Source organism: Prodigiosinella confusarubida (genome assembly GCF_002847015.1).
Lineage (GTDB): Bacteria > Pseudomonadota > Gammaproteobacteria > Enterobacterales > Enterobacteriaceae > Prodigiosinella > Prodigiosinella aquatilis.
Map to the genome: position 1 here is coordinate 2,250,022 of NZ_CP025085.1, position 15,398 is coordinate 2,265,419.

Annotated in this window: 14 protein-coding genes; 12 read left to right on the forward strand and 2 right to left on the reverse strand. The window is 49.1% G+C overall.

Annotation, left to right across the window (positions count from 1 at the left end; translation table 11 throughout):
• The first annotated feature begins 30 nt into the window (after positions 1-30).
• The 11 genes from nuoC (at position 31) to nuoN (ending at position 13,920) form a co-directional block, all read left to right on the forward strand.
• Positions 31-1,830, forward strand: coding sequence for an NADH-quinone oxidoreductase subunit C/D (gene nuoC / locus CWC46_RS10455; RefSeq protein ID WP_021016638.1), 1,800 nt, complete (start codon positions 31-33; stop codon positions 1,828-1,830).
• 2 nt (positions 1,831-1,832) lie between these two features.
• A complete protein-coding gene (nuoE, locus tag CWC46_RS10460) occupies positions 1,833-2,384 on the forward strand; it encodes an NADH-quinone oxidoreductase subunit NuoE (protein ID WP_021016637.1) in 552 nt (183 codons plus the stop codon).
• On the forward strand, positions 2,381-3,730 hold the full coding sequence (gene nuoF, locus CWC46_RS10465) for an NADH-quinone oxidoreductase subunit NuoF (RefSeq protein WP_021016636.1): 1,350 nt from the start codon (positions 2,381-2,383) through the stop codon (positions 3,728-3,730). Before nuoE ends, nuoF begins: the two co-directional genes overlap by 4 nt.
• Positions 3,731-3,850: 120 nt before the next feature.
• The gene (gene nuoG / locus CWC46_RS10470) at positions 3,851-6,577 is read left to right on the forward strand and encodes an NADH-quinone oxidoreductase subunit NuoG (RefSeq protein WP_021016635.1); all 2,727 of its coding nucleotides are present in this window, start codon (positions 3,851-3,853) and stop codon (positions 6,575-6,577) included.
• Positions 6,574-7,548, forward strand: a complete 975-nt coding sequence (gene nuoH, locus CWC46_RS10475; RefSeq protein WP_021016634.1) for an NADH-quinone oxidoreductase subunit NuoH — start codon at positions 6,574-6,576, stop codon at positions 7,546-7,548. The genes nuoG and nuoH overlap by 4 nt, the downstream gene beginning before the upstream one ends.
• Positions 7,549-7,564: 16 nt before the next feature.
• The gene (gene nuoI, locus CWC46_RS10480; protein WP_021016633.1) at positions 7,565-8,107 is read left to right on the forward strand and encodes an NADH-quinone oxidoreductase subunit NuoI; all 543 of its coding nucleotides are present in this window, start codon (positions 7,565-7,567) and stop codon (positions 8,105-8,107) included.
• Positions 8,108-8,117: 10 nt separating this feature from the next.
• Complete coding sequence (nuoJ, locus tag CWC46_RS10485) at positions 8,118-8,678, forward strand: NADH-quinone oxidoreductase subunit J (protein ID WP_021016632.1); 561 nt, start codon at positions 8,118-8,120, stop codon at positions 8,676-8,678.
• Positions 8,675-8,977, forward strand: coding sequence for an NADH-quinone oxidoreductase subunit NuoK (gene nuoK / locus CWC46_RS10490; RefSeq protein ID WP_021016631.1), 303 nt, complete (start codon positions 8,675-8,677; stop codon positions 8,975-8,977). Before nuoJ ends, nuoK begins: the two co-directional genes overlap by 4 nt.
• On the forward strand, positions 8,974-10,824 hold the full coding sequence (gene nuoL / locus CWC46_RS10495) for an NADH-quinone oxidoreductase subunit L (RefSeq protein ID WP_021016630.1): 1,851 nt from the start codon (positions 8,974-8,976) through the stop codon (positions 10,822-10,824). The genes nuoK and nuoL overlap by 4 nt, the downstream gene beginning before the upstream one ends.
• 96 nt (positions 10,825-10,920) lie before the next feature.
• Positions 10,921-12,456, forward strand: a complete 1,536-nt coding sequence (gene nuoM / locus CWC46_RS10500) for an NADH-quinone oxidoreductase subunit M (protein WP_021016629.1) — start codon at positions 10,921-10,923, stop codon at positions 12,454-12,456.
• Between the two features lie 6 nt (positions 12,457-12,462).
• Complete coding sequence (gene nuoN, locus CWC46_RS10505; RefSeq protein WP_021016628.1) at positions 12,463-13,920, forward strand: NADH-quinone oxidoreductase subunit NuoN; 1,458 nt, start codon at positions 12,463-12,465, stop codon at positions 13,918-13,920.
• A gap of 214 nt (positions 13,921-14,134) precedes the next feature.
• On the opposite strand, the gene CWC46_RS10510 is transcribed toward nuoN, so the two are convergent.
• Positions 14,135-14,332, reverse strand: coding sequence for a YgaP family membrane protein (locus CWC46_RS10510; RefSeq protein ID WP_021016627.1), 198 nt, complete (start codon positions 14,330-14,332; stop codon positions 14,135-14,137).
• Positions 14,333-14,693: 361 nt separating this feature from the next.
• Between CWC46_RS10510 and CWC46_RS10515 the strand changes: the two genes are divergently transcribed.
• Positions 14,694-14,999 (forward strand): ElaB/YgaM/YqjD family protein, encoded by a 306-nt coding sequence (locus CWC46_RS10515; protein WP_237160224.1) that lies wholly within the window; start codon positions 14,694-14,696, stop codon positions 14,997-14,999.
• A gap of 126 nt (positions 15,000-15,125) precedes the next feature.
• On the opposite strand, the gene CWC46_RS22835 is transcribed toward CWC46_RS10515, so the two are convergent.
• Positions 15,126-15,341: a hypothetical protein gene (locus tag CWC46_RS22835; RefSeq protein ID WP_021016625.1), complete on the reverse strand. Its 216-nt coding sequence runs from the start codon at positions 15,339-15,341 to the stop codon at positions 15,126-15,128.
• Positions 15,342-15,398 lie beyond the last annotated feature (57 nt).

Sequence of the window (15,398 nt, forward strand, 5' to 3'; positions counted from 1 at the left end):
AATAGCACATTTACTGTGGTGACATAACTTATGACAGATTTAACGACGCAGGATCTCGCACTGCCTGCATGGCAGACTCGCGATCATCTTGACGATCCGGTGGTAGGCGAACTGTGTAACCGTTTTGGTCCAGAAGCGTTTACTTTTCAGGCGACCCGTACAGGAATACCCGTTGTTTGGGTAAAGCGTGAGCAGTTACTGGAAGTTCTCTCCTTTTTGAAAAAGCAACCAAAGCCTTATGTCATGCTATTTGACTTGCATGGCATGGATGAGCGGTTACGTACTCACCGTGAAGGTTTGCCATCAGCGGATTTTTCCGTTTTCTACCACATCATTTCCATCGAGCGTAACCGTGACATTATGATAAAGGTTGCGCTGAGCGAAAATGATCTGTATTTGCCGACGATAACCAAACTCTTCCCTAACGCTAACTGGTATGAGCGTGAAACATGGGAAATGTTTGGTACTGTTTTTAATGGCCACCCGCATTTGACGCGCATCATGATGCCGCAGTCCTGGGAAGGACATCCATTGCGCAAGGATTATCCGGCGCGTGCGACCGAATTTGATCCTTTTGTTCTGACCAAACAAAGGGAAGATCTGGAAATGGAATCGCTCAAGTTCAAACCTGAAGACTGGGGTATGAAACGAGGTACAGAAAATGAAGATTTCATGTTTCTGAACTTAGGGCCAAACCATCCATCATCGCACGGTGCTTTTCGTATCATTCTGCAGTTGAATGGTGAGGAAATTGTAGACTGTATTCCTGATGTCGGTTACCACCATCGTGGCGCTGAGAAAATGGGAGAACGTCAATCCTGGCACAGTTACATTCCTTATACCGATCGTGTCGAGTATCTCGGCGGTTGTGTAAACGAAATGCCGTATGTGCTGGCGGTTGAAAAACTGGCGGGCATTGAGGTGCCGGAACGCGTCAAAACTATTCGCGTTATGCTGTCTGAGCTATTCCGTATCAATAGCCATCTGCTCTTTATCAGTACATTTATTCAGGATGTTGGTGCTATGACGCCGGTGTTCTTTGCTTTTACCGATCGTCAAAAAATTTATGATCTGGTAGAAGCCATTACCGGTTTCCGCATGCATCCTGCCTGGTTCCGTATCGGCGGCGTTGCCCATGATCTACCGCGTGGCTGGGAGCGTCTGCTACGTGAATTCCTCGACTGGATGCCGGCACGCCTTGACACCTATGTGAAAGCTGCTTTGAAAAACACCATTTTAAAAGGGCGTTCCCAAGGTGTGGCAGCTTATAACGCGAAAGAAGCGTTGGAGTGGGGTGTAACCGGTGCCGGTCTGAGGGCAACGGGTATTGGTTTTGATGTGCGTAAATGGCGTCCATATTCCGGTTATGAAAACTTTGACTTTGAAGTGCCAGTTGGCGACGGCATTAGTGATTGTTATAGCCGTGTCATGCTGAAAGTCGAAGAGCTGCGTCAGAGTTTGCGAATTCTGGATCAGTGTCTGAAGAATATGCCAGAAGGCCCGTTCAAGGCTGATCATCCTCTGACCACTCCACCACCTAAAGAACGGACACTACAGCATATCGAAACCCTGATTAACCATTTTTTACAGGTTTCCTGGGGGCCGATCATGCCCGCCAACGAATCATTCCAGATGATTGAGGGAACCAAGGGAATCAACAGCTATTACCTGACCAGTGATAACAGCACCATGAGTTACCGAACTCGTATCCGTACGCCGAGCTTCGCGCATCTCCAGCAGATTCCTTCAGTCATTCGAGGGTGCCTGGTATCCGATTTGATCGTGTACCTTGGCAGTATTGATTTTGTCATGTCAGATGTGGACCGTTAATTATGCATGATCATAACAACACTCAGGATCATATTGATGCGCAGGGGCAACCTGCTGTTGCGAATACGACGACGGGAAAGGATGTTTTTGTGTTAAGCGATGCTGAGCGCGATGCGATAGAACACGAAAAACACCATTATGAAGATGCCCGCGCCGCTTCTATTGAAGCGTTGAAAATTGTGCAGAAGCGGCGTGGATGGGTGCCTGATGGTGCTATTAATGCCATTGCGGACATCTTGGGTATCCCAGCCAGCGATGTGGAAGGCGTGGCGACGTTTTATAGCCAAATTTTCCGCCAGCCGGTTGGCCGCCACATTATCCGGTATTGCGACAGCGTAGTTTGTCACATTACCGGCTATCAGGGGATTCAGGCCGCACTGGAGAAAAAATTGGCGATTAAACCAGGACAGACCACATTTGATGGCCGTTTTACGCTATTGCCGACGTGTTGCCTGGGTAACTGTGATAAAGGGCCGACGATGATGATCGACGAAGATACCCACAGTAAGCTAAAGCCTGAAGATATCGATTCGTTATTGGAGCAGTATCAATGAGTAAAAACATTGTTCTGACTGCTGAGCAACACCCTCTTACCTGGCGTCTGCGCGCAGATAAACAACCAGTATGGTTAGACGAGTACCGGAGTAAGAACGGTTATTCCGGAGCCCGGAAAGCACTGGGTGGAATGGCCCAGAATGACGTTGTTTCTCTGGTCAAAGATGCAGGACTGAAAGGGCGTGGCGGTGCTGGTTTTTCCACTGGGCTGAAATGGAGTTTGATGCCGAAAGACGAAAGTATGAACATCCGCTATCTGTTGTGTAATGCAGATGAAATGGAACCGGGTACATACAAAGACCGTCTGCTAATGGAACAACTGCCACATCTGCTGATTGAAGGCATGCTGATTGGCGCTTATGCACTCAAAGCCTACCGCGGATATATTTTCCTGCGTGGTGAATACATAGAGGCGGCGGCAAATCTGCGCCGGGCAATTGCTGAGGCAACGGAAGCCGGGCTGCTCGGTAAAAACATTATGGGTAGCGGTTTTGATTTAGAGCTGTTTGTTCATACCGGTGCCGGGCGTTACATTTGCGGTGAAGAAACCGCATTGATTAATTCACTGGAAGGGCGCCGTGCTAACCCGCGTTCCAAACCACCATTCCCGGCATCTGCTGGGGCATGGGGTAAGCCTACTTGCGTAAATAACGTAGAAACTCTGTGTAATGTTCCAGCCATTATCGAGCACGGCGTGGAGTGGTATCAGGGGATTTCTGCTGGTAAGAGCAAGGATGCGGGTACCAAATTAATGGGCTTCTCCGGCCGGGTTAATAATCCGGGATTGTGGGAGTTACCTTTTGGTACGACGGCGCGTGAGATTCTGGAAGATTACGCCGGTGGCATGCGTGATGGATTAAAACTGAAAGCTTGGCAGCCTGGTGGTGCGGGAACTGATTTTCTGACCGGTGATCATCTTGACTTACCGATGGATTTTGAGCACATCGGTAAAGCGGGCAGCCGTTTGGGAACAGCGTTGGCGATGGCAGTCGATAACGAAATCAATATGGTATCACTGACGCGTAATCTGGAAGAGTTCTTTTCCCGTGAGTCCTGTGGCTGGTGTACACCATGCCGGGATGGTTTGCCCTGGAGCGTGGAAATATTGCGTGCTCTGGAACATGGCGAAGGCCAACCGGGTGATATCGAAACGCTGGAACAGTTATGCCGCTTCCTTGGCCCAGGCAACACTTTCTGCGCGCATGCGCCGGGTGCCGTTGAGCCACTGCAGAGTGCAATAAAATATTTCCGGGAAGAGTTTGAAGCGGGGATCGCTCAAAAAACCAGCAATAATGCCAAACCCATTCGTGGAATTCAACCGAATCTGCTGAAGGCGCGTTGGTAGTTGGTCGGTAGCGTGAGTGCTAAAACTCTCGTGTCGGGCGAGCTTGACTCTTATTCTGGTAGACAGAATTTTTTGATTAGTGCCTGCTATTAAGCGGGCCATTATGGAAGCATGCTGACTATGGCAACGATTCATGTAGACGGCAAAGAATATGAAGTGGACGGAGCAGACAACCTACTGGAGGCGTGTCTTTCTCTGGGACTTGATATTCCCTACTTTTGCTGGCACCCGGCGCTGGGGAGCGTCGGTGCTTGCCGCCTGTGTGCGGTTAAGCAATACCAGAACGCGGAAGATACCCGCGGTCGTCTGGTAATGTCCTGTATGACGCCTGCGACTGATGGCGCTTATATTGCTATCGAGGATAGCGAAGCCAAACAGTTCCGTAAAACCGTGGTGGAGTTTCTGATGACTAACCATCCCCACGATTGCCCGGTTTGTGAGGAAGGGGGGAACTGTCATTTGCAGGATATGACGGTAATGACTGGGCATAATACCCGTCGCTACCGTTTCACCAAACGTACTCATCATAACCAAGATCTGGGGCCGTTCATCTCTCATGAAATGAACCGCTGTATTGCCTGTTACCGTTGTGTGCGTTATTACAAAGACTATGCGGGCGGTACTGATCTGGGCGTTTATGGCGCGCATAACAATGTCTATTTTGGCCGTGCGGAAGATGGCGCATTGGAGAGTGAATTCTCCGGTAACCTGGTGGAAGTTTGTCCCACTGGCGTGTTTACTGATAAAACACACTCTGAACGCTATAACCGTAAATGGGATATGCAGTTTGCGCCCAGCATTTGTCAACAATGCAGCGTCGGTTGTAATACCAGCCCGGGTGAACGTTATGGCGAACTGCGGCGTATCGAGAATCGATACAATGGTAGCGTTAACCACTATTTCCTATGTGACCGAGGTCGTTTTGGTTATGGTTACGTCAATCTGAAAGATCGTCCGCGCCAGCCGTTACAGCGTCGTGGTGATGACTGGATCGCACTGAATGCTGATCAGGCTCTTCAAGGGGCGGCAGATGTATTGCGTCAGGCGAAGAAAGTCATTGGTATCGGTTCTCCTCGCGCCAGTGTGGAAAGTAATTTCGCGTTACGTGAGCTGGTCGGCGCCGAGAATTTTTACACGGGTATTGCCCAGAGTGAGCAGAACCGGCTACAACTGATTCTTAAAGTATTGCGTGAAAGCGGTGTACACAGCCCATCCTTGCGAGAAATCGAAAGCTATGATGCCGTTCTGATATTGGGTGAAGATCTTACCCAAACCGGTGCCCGTATTGCACTCTCAGTCCGTCAGGCGGTAAAAGGCAAAGCCCGTGAAATGGCCGCCGCCCAGAAAGTAGCTGACTGGCAGATTGCCGCTATTCTGAATATCGGTCAGCATGCCAAGCATCCCCTGTTCATTACGAATGTAGACAGCACCCGCTTGGATGATATCGCTGCATGGCATTATCGTGCCCCGGTGGTCGATCAGGCTCGCCTCGGTTTTGCCATTGCTCATGCATTGGATAACGCCGCACCAGCAGTTACCGATCTGGCTCCAGATTTGGAGCAAAAAATAGATGTTATCGTGCAGGCGCTGGCTGGCGCGAAAAAACCGCTGATCATTTCTGGTACCAATGCGGGTAGCGAAGAAATCATCGCGGCGGCTGCCAATGTGGCGAAAGCGCTGAAAGGGCGTGGTGCTGATGTTGGTCTTACGTATGTGGCGACGGAGGCAAACAGTATTGGCCTCGCCATGGTGGGCGGCTATTCGCTGGATGAAGCATTGACCCAACTAGAGAGTGGCGACGCTGATAGTGTTGTGGTCCTTGAGAATGATTTGTACCGTCATGCGCCAGCGGCTCGGATAGATGCTGCCTTGGCGAAAGTAACCAACCTGCTGGTATTGGATCATCAACATACTGATGTTATGGACAAGGCCAGTCTTATCCTGTCATCAGCCAGTTTTGCCGAAAGCGATGGTACGGTAATTAATCAGGAAGGTCGCGCGCAACGCTTCTTCCAGGTATATGACCCCACTTACTATGATGACAAAGTAGTGATGCTGGAAAGCTGGCGTTGGTTGCACGCATTGTATATTACTTACCATAGTCGTCAGGTTGACTGGACACAGCTCGATCATGTCATTGATGCCTGTGTTAGCGCACTGCCTCAACTGGCTGCGATCAAACAGGCTGCGCCTGACGCATCCTTCCGCATCCATGGACAAAAACTGGCTCGCTCCCCTAATCGGTCCAGTGGCCGTACTGCAATGCGTGCCAACATCAGCGTGCACGAACCACGGCAGCCCCAAGATAAAGACACCATGTTCGCTTTTTCAATGGAAGGGAATAATAGTCCAACCTCCGATCGTCAGGAGATTCCATTTGCGTGGGCTCCAGGTTGGAACTCACCTCAAGCCTGGAACAAATTCCAGAATGAAGTGGGCGGACAGTTGCGTCATGGTGATCCGGGTGTACGTCTTATTGAGGCGGGTGACGATACCCTGGGATATTTTGATCATATTCCGGCACCGTTTGTGGTTCAGTCCGGGCAGTGGTGTGTCGTACCTTACTATCACTTGTTCGGCAGCGAAGAGATGTCTCAGCGTTCAGCTGTGATTCAGCAACGCATGCCACAACCTTATGTGATGGTGAATTCCGCTGATGCAGCTCAGTTGGGGGTTAATCCCGGGACCTTGCTGGAGATTATCTGTGATGGTCAAACGTTACGTTTACCTTTACGGGTGAGTGAAGAATTAGGTCAAGGGCAAGTCGGTTTGCCGTTAGGCTTCCCGGGTATCGCCCCGGTGCTGGCGGGTGCGACTGTTGAGAAGATGCAGGAGGCCGCGCAATGAGCTGGTTAACACCGGAAACAATGGATATTTTGATCGCTGTAGGTAAGGCAATTGTTATCCTGCTGGTTGTGGTGACGTGTGGAGCATTCATGAGCATGGGCGAACGCCGTCTGCTTGGATTGTTTCAGGGACGCTATGGGCCGAACCGGGTTGGTTGGGCCGGCTCATTACAATTGGTCGCTGATATGATCAAAATGTTCTTCAAGGAAGATTGGGTACCAAAATTTGCTGATCGGGTGATTTTCACCTTGGCACCGATGATTGCCTTTACCGCATTATTACTGTCCTTTGCCATCGTTCCGGTAAGTCCTACCTGGATGGTGTCAGACTTGAATATCGGATTACTGTTCTTTCTGATGATGGCCGGGCTCGCGGTTTATGCCGTGCTTTTCGCCGGCTGGTCCAGTAACAATAAATATTCGTTGTTGGGCGCGATGCGTGCATCGGCGCAAACCCTGAGTTATGAGGTATTTTTGGGGTTGTCGCTGATGGGGGTGGTCGCTCGGGCAGGATCCTTCAATATGGGGGTTATCGTTGATTCGCAAGCCCACTTATGGAATATCATTCCTCAGTTTTTTGGCTTCCTTACTTTTGCTATCGCGGGTGTTGCAGTCTGTCACCGTCATCCGTTTGACCAGCCAGAAGCCGAACAGGAACTGGCCGATGGGTATCATATTGAATACTCAGGTATGAAGTTCGGTCTGTTCTTCGTGGGCGAGTACATTGGTATTGTTACGGTTTCCGCATTGATCGTCACGCTGTTCTTCGGTGGCTGGCATGGTCCGTTCCTGCCGCCATTTATATGGTTCGCATTGAAAACGGCCTTTTTCATGATGATGTTTATCCTGATTCGTGCTTCTTTACCCCGTCCGCGTTATGACCAGGTGATGGCCTTCGGATGGAAAATCTGTTTGCCATTAACGCTCCTTAACCTGTTGGCGACAGCCGCGGTCGTTTTGTATAACGCTTAACAAGGGTGAATAAACCATGACATTGAAAGAGCTAGTGATTGGTTTCGGCACCCAGATTCGCAGTATCTGCATGGTGGGTTCCAACGCGTTCAAAAAACGTGAAACCAAGATGTATCCAGAAGAGCCAGTTAATCCGCCACCACGTTATCGTGGACGTATTGTACTGACGCGTGATCCCGATGGTCAGGAGCGGTGTGTTGCCTGCAACCTGTGTGCTGTAGCTTGCCCAGTGGGCTGTATTTCTTTACAGAAGGCGGAAATGACGGATGGGCGCTGGTATCCGGAATTTTTCCGCATTAACTTTTCACGCTGTATTTTCTGCGGGATGTGTGAAGAAGCCTGTCCAACCACGGCAATACAATTGACGCCTGATTTCGAAATGGGTGAATTCAAACGTCAGGATCTGGTGTACGAAAAAGAAGATCTGCTGATCTCGGGGCCGGGTAAGTATCCGGAATATAACTTTTACCGGATGGCCGGCATGGCAGTTAATGGGAAAGGAAAAGGCGAAGCAGAAAACGAAGCCAAACCCATTGATGTCAAAGGCCTGCTGCCTTAAGGAGCCAAGCATGGAATTCGCTTTTTATGCAGCTGCGATAATTGCGGTATTGGCGACATTACGTGTCATTACTCATACCAATCCAGTACATGCACTACTTTATCTGATTGTTTCATTGTTAGCCGTAGCGGGTGTTTTCTTTTCATTGGGCGCCTACTTTGCCGGTGCATTGGAAATCATCGTTTATGCTGGTGCCATCATGGTGCTGTTCGTCTTCGTTGTAATGATGCTCAACTTGGGTAATTCCGTGGTAGAGCAGGAAAAAATATGGCTGAAACCCGGTGTCTGGATCGGTCCTGGCATATTGTCGCTGCTGCTGCTCGGTGTGATTGTCAAAGGTATCTTCAGCGTTACCGATCAAGGTATCGCAGGCAATATGGTCGATGCCAAGACTGTCGGTATCAGCCTGTTCGGACCTTATGTACTGGCCGTTGAGCTAGCATCTATGCTGCTGCTCGCCGGGCTAGTTGTGGCTTTCCATATCGGACGTGAAGACAAACATGGTGAATTGATCAGTAAAGAATCGGTGAATCAGGATGTTGATAAAAAAATAACGGGGGAACGGGCATGATTCCGCTACAGCATGGTTTGCTTCTGGCTGCCATCCTCTTCATTTTAGGGCTGACCGGACTGATTATCCGTCGCAACTTGCTGTTCATGTTGATCAGCCTTGAAATCATGATTAACTCGGCTGCGCTGGCTTTTGTTGTCGCCGGTAGCTACTGGGGACAGCCAGATGGTCAGATTATGTATATTCTGGCGATTACTCTGGCAGCCGCAGAGGCCAGTATCGGTCTGGCGATGTTGCTGCAGTTGTATCGTCGTCGTCATACTCTGAATATTGATACAGTCAGTGAGATGCGCGGATGAACTTACTCTATTTAACTATTTTATTTCCGCTAATTGGATTTCTGTTGCTGGCATTTTCTCGTGGTCGTTGGTCGGAAAATTTTTCCGCCACGATAGGTGTCGGATCCGTTGGTCTAGCGGCATTAGTGACGTGTTATATCGCTGCCGACTTCATTAGCCACCAGCATGGCGGCGGTGTCGTATTTTTCAATCAGCATCTGTGGACCTGGATGGCAGTCGGGAATTTTGACATCAGCGTTAACCTAACGCTGGATGGATTGTCTCTGACCATGTTGTCGGTTGTCACTGGCGTCGGTTTCTTCATTCACCTGTTTGCCTCTTGGTATATGCGTGGTGAAGAGGGGTATTCCCGCTTCTTTGCCTATACCAACCTGTTTATTGCCAGCATGGTAATACTGGTGCTGGCCGATAATCTGATGCTGATGTATCTCGGTTGGGAAGGTGTAGGGTTGTGTAGTTATCTGCTTATCGGTTTCTACTATTTGAACCCAAGCAATGGTGCTGCGGCGATGAAAGCCTTCATCGTAACCCGTATCGGGGATGTGTTTCTGGCGATTGCACTGTTCATCCTTTACAAAGAGCTGGGTACGTTGAACTTCCGTGAGCTGATGGTGCTTGCACCGCAGCGACTGGCAGAAGGTTCTTCGGTCATTACCTGGGCAACCTTAATGCTGTTGGGTGGCGCGGTTGGTAAGTCGGCTCAGTTGCCACTACAGACTTGGCTGGCTGATGCGATGGCTGGCCCGACCCCGGTATCTGCGTTAATCCACGCCGCGACTATGGTAACCGCCGGTGTTTATCTGATAGCCCGTACTAATGGTTTGTTCCTGATGGCGCCGGAGGTGTTGAATCTGGTCGCCTTGGTAGGTGCTGCCACCTTATTGCTGGCTGGCTTTGCGGCTTTGGTGCAGACCGATATTAAACGCGTACTTGCCTATTCCACCATGAGTCAGATTGGCTATATGTTCCTGGCGCTGGGTGTACAGGCGTGGGATGCCGCTATTTTTCATCTGATGACGCATGCATTCTTTAAAGCATTACTCTTCTTATCTTCCGGTTCGGTCATTCTGGCTTGTCATCATGAACAGAACATTTTCAAAATGGGTGGGTTACGTAAAACCATCCCACTGGTCTATGTCTGTTTCCTGGTGGGTGGCGCGGCATTGTCCGCGTTGCCATTATTGACGGCCGGCTTCTTTAGTAAAGATGAAATCCTTGCAGGTGCCTGGGCTAATGGCCATGTCAATTTAATGTTTGCCGGTTTGGTAGGGGCCTTTATGACCTCGTTATATACCTTCCGCATGATTTTCATTGTGTTCCATGGTGAAGCAAAGATAAAAGCACATGCTGGAAAAGGCCTTTCTCATCATCTTCCACTGTTGACCTTGTTGATATTATCCACCTTTGTCGGAGCATTGATCGTTCCACCTTTACAAGGTGTGTTGCCTGAAACGACTCATCTTGGACACAGTCAGGTACTGAGGCTGGAGATAACATCAGGTATCGTGGCGATTGTGGGTATTCTGGTGGCAGCGGCACTGTGGTTAGGGAAGCGTCAGTTGGTCAACAGTGTGGCAAACAGCGCACTGGGACGGTTCTTTACCATCTGGTGGTTCTATGCCTGGGGTTTTGACTGGTTGTATGACAAGATTTTTGTCAAACCGTATCTGGCTATCGGGAAGCTGTTGCGGCGCGATCCGTTGAATTCACTGATGAATATCCCGGCGGTGTTTGCCCGTTGGGGCAACCATAGCTTGATCGTCAGTGAAAATGGCCAATTGCGCTGGTATGTCGCTTCCATGAGTTTAGGCGCAGTTGTCGTGCTGGCGTTGTTGTTGCTGGTATAAACGGTGACGTGGTGATGTGAAGGGCGGGTTATCCCTGCAGGAATAACCCGCGGCAGCAAGTTTTCAGTTTTCTTTAATTTAGGGACACAAAACGCCATGCTACTACCTTGGCTAATTCTTATCCCCTTTATCGGCGGTCTGCTGTGTTGGCAGTTCGAGCGTTTCGGTACTAAAGTGCCGCGCTGGATCGCGCTGATTTCAATGGGATTGACACTGGCACTGTCTCTGCAGTTATGGCTGCAGGGGGGATACTCACTGGCGGTACCAACCGGTCTGCCACAATGGCAATCTGAATTTGATATGCCGTGGATACCGCGTTTTGGTATTTCAATTCACCTGGCATTAGATGGCCTATCACTGTTGATGGTGGTACTGACCGGCTTGCTGGGTGTGCTGGCTATTCTGTGCTCATGGCGTGAGATTCAGCGCTATCAGGGCTTTTTCCATCTGAACTTGCTTTGGATCCTCGGTGGTGTAATCGGTGTGTTCCTGGCTATCGACATGTTCCTGTTCTTCTTTTTCTGGGAAATGATGTTGGTGCCCATGTACTTCCTGATTGCCTTGTGGGGGCACAAAGGTTCTGACGGTAAAACACGTATTGCAGCGGCAACGAAATTCTTTATTTATACCCAGGCCAGTGGTCTGGTGATGTTGATTTCCATTCTGGCGCTGGTGTTTGTGCACTACAATGCGACTGGCGTCTGGACATTCAACTATGCGAATTTGTTGCATACCAAAATGTCTCACGGCGTCGAATACCTGCTAATGCTGGGATTCTTCATCGCGTTTGCGGTCAAAATGCCGGTGGTGCCGTTACATGGCTGGTTGCCGGATGCACATAGCCAGGCGCCAACAGCCGGTTCTGTTGACCTGGCAGGGATTTTGCTGAAAACCGCGGCTTACGGTCTATTGCGTTTTAGTCTGCCTCTGTTCCCGTATGCTTCACATGAGTTTGCACCTATCGCCATGTGGTTAGGTGTCGTCGGTATCTTCTATGGTGCCTGGATGGCATTCAAGCAGACCGATATCAAGCGTTTGATCGCTTATACCTCTGTCTCCCATATGGGATTCGTGATGATTGCCATTTATTCCGGCAGTCAACTGGCCTATCAAGGGGCCGTTATCCAGATGATTGCACATGGCTTGTCTGCTGCCGGTCTGTTTATTATCTGTGGCCAATTATATGAGCGTCTGCATACCCGTGACATGCGTCAGATGGGTGGATTATGGGCACGTATCAAATACCTGCCGGCGTTGTCTCTGTTCTTTGCTTTGGCCACATTAGGGATGCCGGGCACCGGTAACTTTGTCGGTGAATTCATGATCCTGTTCGGCAGCTATCAGATTGTGCCAATGATTACGGTTATTTCGACCTTTGGCTTGGTGTTTGCGTCTATCTACGCATTGGTCATGATGCAGCGTGCTTTTTATGGCTCTCCAAAATCTGATGAGCCGTTGCAAGCCATGAGCATACGTGAACTGTCGCTCATTATGCTACTGGTTGTTTTGCTGGTGCTATTGGGTATATACCCACAGCCGATTCTGGATACGTCCAGCGCAGCGATGACCAATATTCAGCATTGGTTCATGTCATCGGTCCCGGGTTCAATAATTTCAACAACAAGGCTGTAATTCGCCATGACAATAACTCCTCAACAACTGATCGCGCTATCGCCGCTGTTAATCGTTGGATTGACAGTAGTGGTTGTGATGCTGTGCATTGCGTGGCGACGCAACCATTTTGTCAACGCAACACTTACGGTTATTGGCCTGAATATCGCGTTGTTTTCCCTTTATCTGGTTAGTCAGGTAGGGCCAACAGACGTTACTCCACTGATTCGGGTTGATGGCTTTTCCATGTTCTATACCGGGCTGGTGTTGTTAGCCAGTCTGGCAACCAGTACTTTTGCCTATTCATGGCTGGAAGGCTATCCAGACAATCGTGATGAATTTTACTTGCTGGTTCTGATTGCAACGATGGGCGGCCTTTTGCTCGCCACCGCCAATCATCTGGCTTCATTGTTCATTGGTATTGAGCTTATCTCGCTGCCGTTGTTTGGTTTGGTGGGATATGCTTTCCGTCAGAAACGGTCACTGGAAGCAGGCATCAAGTACATGCTGCTCTCTGCTTCAGCATCGTCTTTCCTGCTGTTTGGTATGGCACTGATATACGCGGAGTCTGGCGATCTGAGTTTTGCCAGTCTGGGCAAAAGCCTGAGTGATCACCAACTACATGAACCGGTGCTGATGGTCGGGCTGGGTATGATGCTGGTGGGGCTTGGCTTTAAGCTGTCGCTGGTACCTTTCCACCTCTGGACACCAGACGTTTATCAAGGTGCGCCGGCACCCGTTTCAACATTCCTGGCAACGGCCAGCAAGATTGCTATCTTTGGTGCGGTTATGCGGTTGTTCCTGTATGCGCCAATGGTGGATAGCGAGTCTGTTCGGTTGACGCTTGGCGTGATTGCTTTCGCCTCTATCCTGTTCGGTAACCTGATGGCGTTGGCGCAGAGTAATATTAAACGTTTGCTGGGCTACTCTTCTATCGCGCATCTCGGTTATCTGCTGGTGGCATTGATTGCAGTACAATCGCACCAGTTGGCATTGGAAACAATAGGTGTCTATCTGGCAGGATATCTGTTCAGTAGCCTAGGCGCTTTCGGTGTCGTCAGCCTGATGTCCAGCCCATACCGTGGTTCAGATGCTGACTCCCTGTTCTCTTATCGAGGGCTGTTCTGGCATAAACCGATCCTGTCAGCGGTAATGACCGTGATGATGCTGTCCCTCGCCGGTATTCCGATGACCTTAGGGTTTTTCGGTAAGTTCTATGTGTTGGCTGTGGGTGTGAATGCCCACTTATGGTGGTTGACAGGCGCAGTGGTTGTGGGGAGTGCAATTGGTCTTTACTACTACCTGCGTGTCTTGGTGAGCTTGTATCTTAGTGCACCTCAGACGTTGAACCGTGATACACCGAGCAACTGGGCATTAACTGCCGGTGGTATTGTGGTGCTGATTTCCGCGGTTATGGTTCTGTTCTTTGGTCTGTACCCGCAGCCATTGATTTCTCTGGTGCAGATGGCTCAACCACTGATGTAACTGTCATTACTGTTGTAGATATCTAAAACGCCGAAGGATAATACCGACGGCGTAATGAAATGGTCACTCCACCCTGTAGCGGTACGTTACAGGGTGTTTTTTTCTAAAGAGACTAGATTGTGAATACGATTGCATGTATTGATATCAATCTCGGCAAGTATTCATTTCATATCCATCGCCAGAATAAATCTGGCTGGATTCATTGGGTTGGATGTTATTTCTTCGACTTCAATGAACAGGTATTGATTCCCATCAACGGATAGAGCGGACAAAATCCCACCACTCCCGTCAGAAATGGAATAACACCAATCCAACCCCACCATCCGATCGTGCCAGTTGCGACCAGTGCGATGAGCACCAGGCCAATAACGATACGGACGATACGATCCACGCCACCTACATTCAATTTCATAATTTTTCCTCATTGAAAACTTGATGACAAAACCGTTGTGATCTACCGGCACGTTGTCTCAGAGCCGGTTTATGCGGTGAGTACATTACAATTCTAGTGCATTATCAGCAACACACGGACTATCTTGCAGTCATTTTCTTTTTATTACTTAGACTTATACAATTTAGGACATACTAATGTAATAGCAAGCCACATAGCCTGACCGGTTGGTGCGTAATTACGATCCCACCGGTTAGCACCTCGCTTTCCTTATCCCATAAATACAATGATCCGACAGTCCTGTCTTAGTTGTGCGAAATTATCTATAGTTAATTCTGAGAGTAAAAAAATCTTTTACAAATAGGAGAATATCATGGCGTCGATCCATCAACAGCCTGGAGAAATCCATATTGAAGATGATTTGAAACTGCTATCTGAAATATTAGAAGAGATAGTGCGTTATTCGGGTGATTATGCAGATAAAACTTATCAAGAGCTGAAAAATAAAGCCGAGACTTCATTACAGCAGGTAAAGGCACATCTCAATGATATGTCTGATGGTTATTGCCAACGAGCAAAGCAGGTTGCTGATAAAGCGGATATTTATCTGCATGACAATCCCTGGTATGGGGTTGGAATCGGGGCAACCGTTGGTCTGGTATTAGGTGTTTTGCTGGCGAAAAGATAGTCCCTACCGATGTGCTAATTGCGATGGAAACCTGCGCTACTTCTCATTACTGGGGCGCACTTTTCAATCAATGGGTTTTCTCGTCCGGCTTATTCTCACCCAATATGTCAAAGCATTAGCACATCATCAGAAAAACGATGTTAATGAAGCCCTGGCAATCGGTGAAACTTGCTGTACGCCGATACTCATTTTGTTGCTATAAAAACCGTTGAACAACAGGATATTAAGGTTCTTTGTCGTGTCCGAGGCGAACCAGTCTTGTGCACTGGCAGTAGAACAAGGAGGTTCAGCCTGCTTGAGGGCAAAGACAATTTGCTCTTCGGTGAATAGTGACTTTTTCATCGGCACCACCTTCTTCAGGGGACTCTTCATCATGCCAGAATTCTGTTTCTGAATGGG

Bases quoted from the DNA above. Each gene is read 5' to 3' on its own strand.
- nuoC (WP_021016638.1), top strand. From the start codon at position 31: ATGACAGATTTAACGACGCAGGATCTCGCACTGCCTGCATGGCAGACT.
- nuoE (WP_021016637.1), top strand. From the start codon at position 1,833: ATGCATGATCATAACAACACTCAGGATCATATTGATGCGCAGGGGCAA.
- nuoF (WP_021016636.1), top strand. From the start codon at position 2,381: ATGAGTAAAAACATTGTTCTGACTGCTGAGCAACACCCTCTTACCTGG.
- nuoG (WP_021016635.1), top strand. From the start codon at position 3,851: ATGGCAACGATTCATGTAGACGGCAAAGAATATGAAGTGGACGGAGCA.
- nuoH (WP_021016634.1), top strand. From the start codon at position 6,574: ATGAGCTGGTTAACACCGGAAACAATGGATATTTTGATCGCTGTAGGT.
- nuoI (WP_021016633.1), top strand. From the start codon at position 7,565: ATGACATTGAAAGAGCTAGTGATTGGTTTCGGCACCCAGATTCGCAGT.
- nuoJ (WP_021016632.1), top strand. From the start codon at position 8,118: ATGGAATTCGCTTTTTATGCAGCTGCGATAATTGCGGTATTGGCGACA.
- nuoK (WP_021016631.1), top strand. From the start codon at position 8,675: ATGATTCCGCTACAGCATGGTTTGCTTCTGGCTGCCATCCTCTTCATT.
- nuoL (WP_021016630.1), top strand. From the start codon at position 8,974: ATGAACTTACTCTATTTAACTATTTTATTTCCGCTAATTGGATTTCTG.
- nuoM (WP_021016629.1), top strand. From the start codon at position 10,921: ATGCTACTACCTTGGCTAATTCTTATCCCCTTTATCGGCGGTCTGCTG.
- nuoN (WP_021016628.1), top strand. From the start codon at position 12,463: ATGACAATAACTCCTCAACAACTGATCGCGCTATCGCCGCTGTTAATC.
- CWC46_RS10510 (WP_021016627.1), bottom strand. From the start codon at position 14,332: ATGAAATTGAATGTAGGTGGCGTGGATCGTATCGTCCGTATCGTTATT.
- CWC46_RS22835 (WP_021016625.1), bottom strand. From the start codon at position 15,341: ATGAAAAAGTCACTATTCACCGAAGAGCAAATTGTCTTTGCCCTCAAG.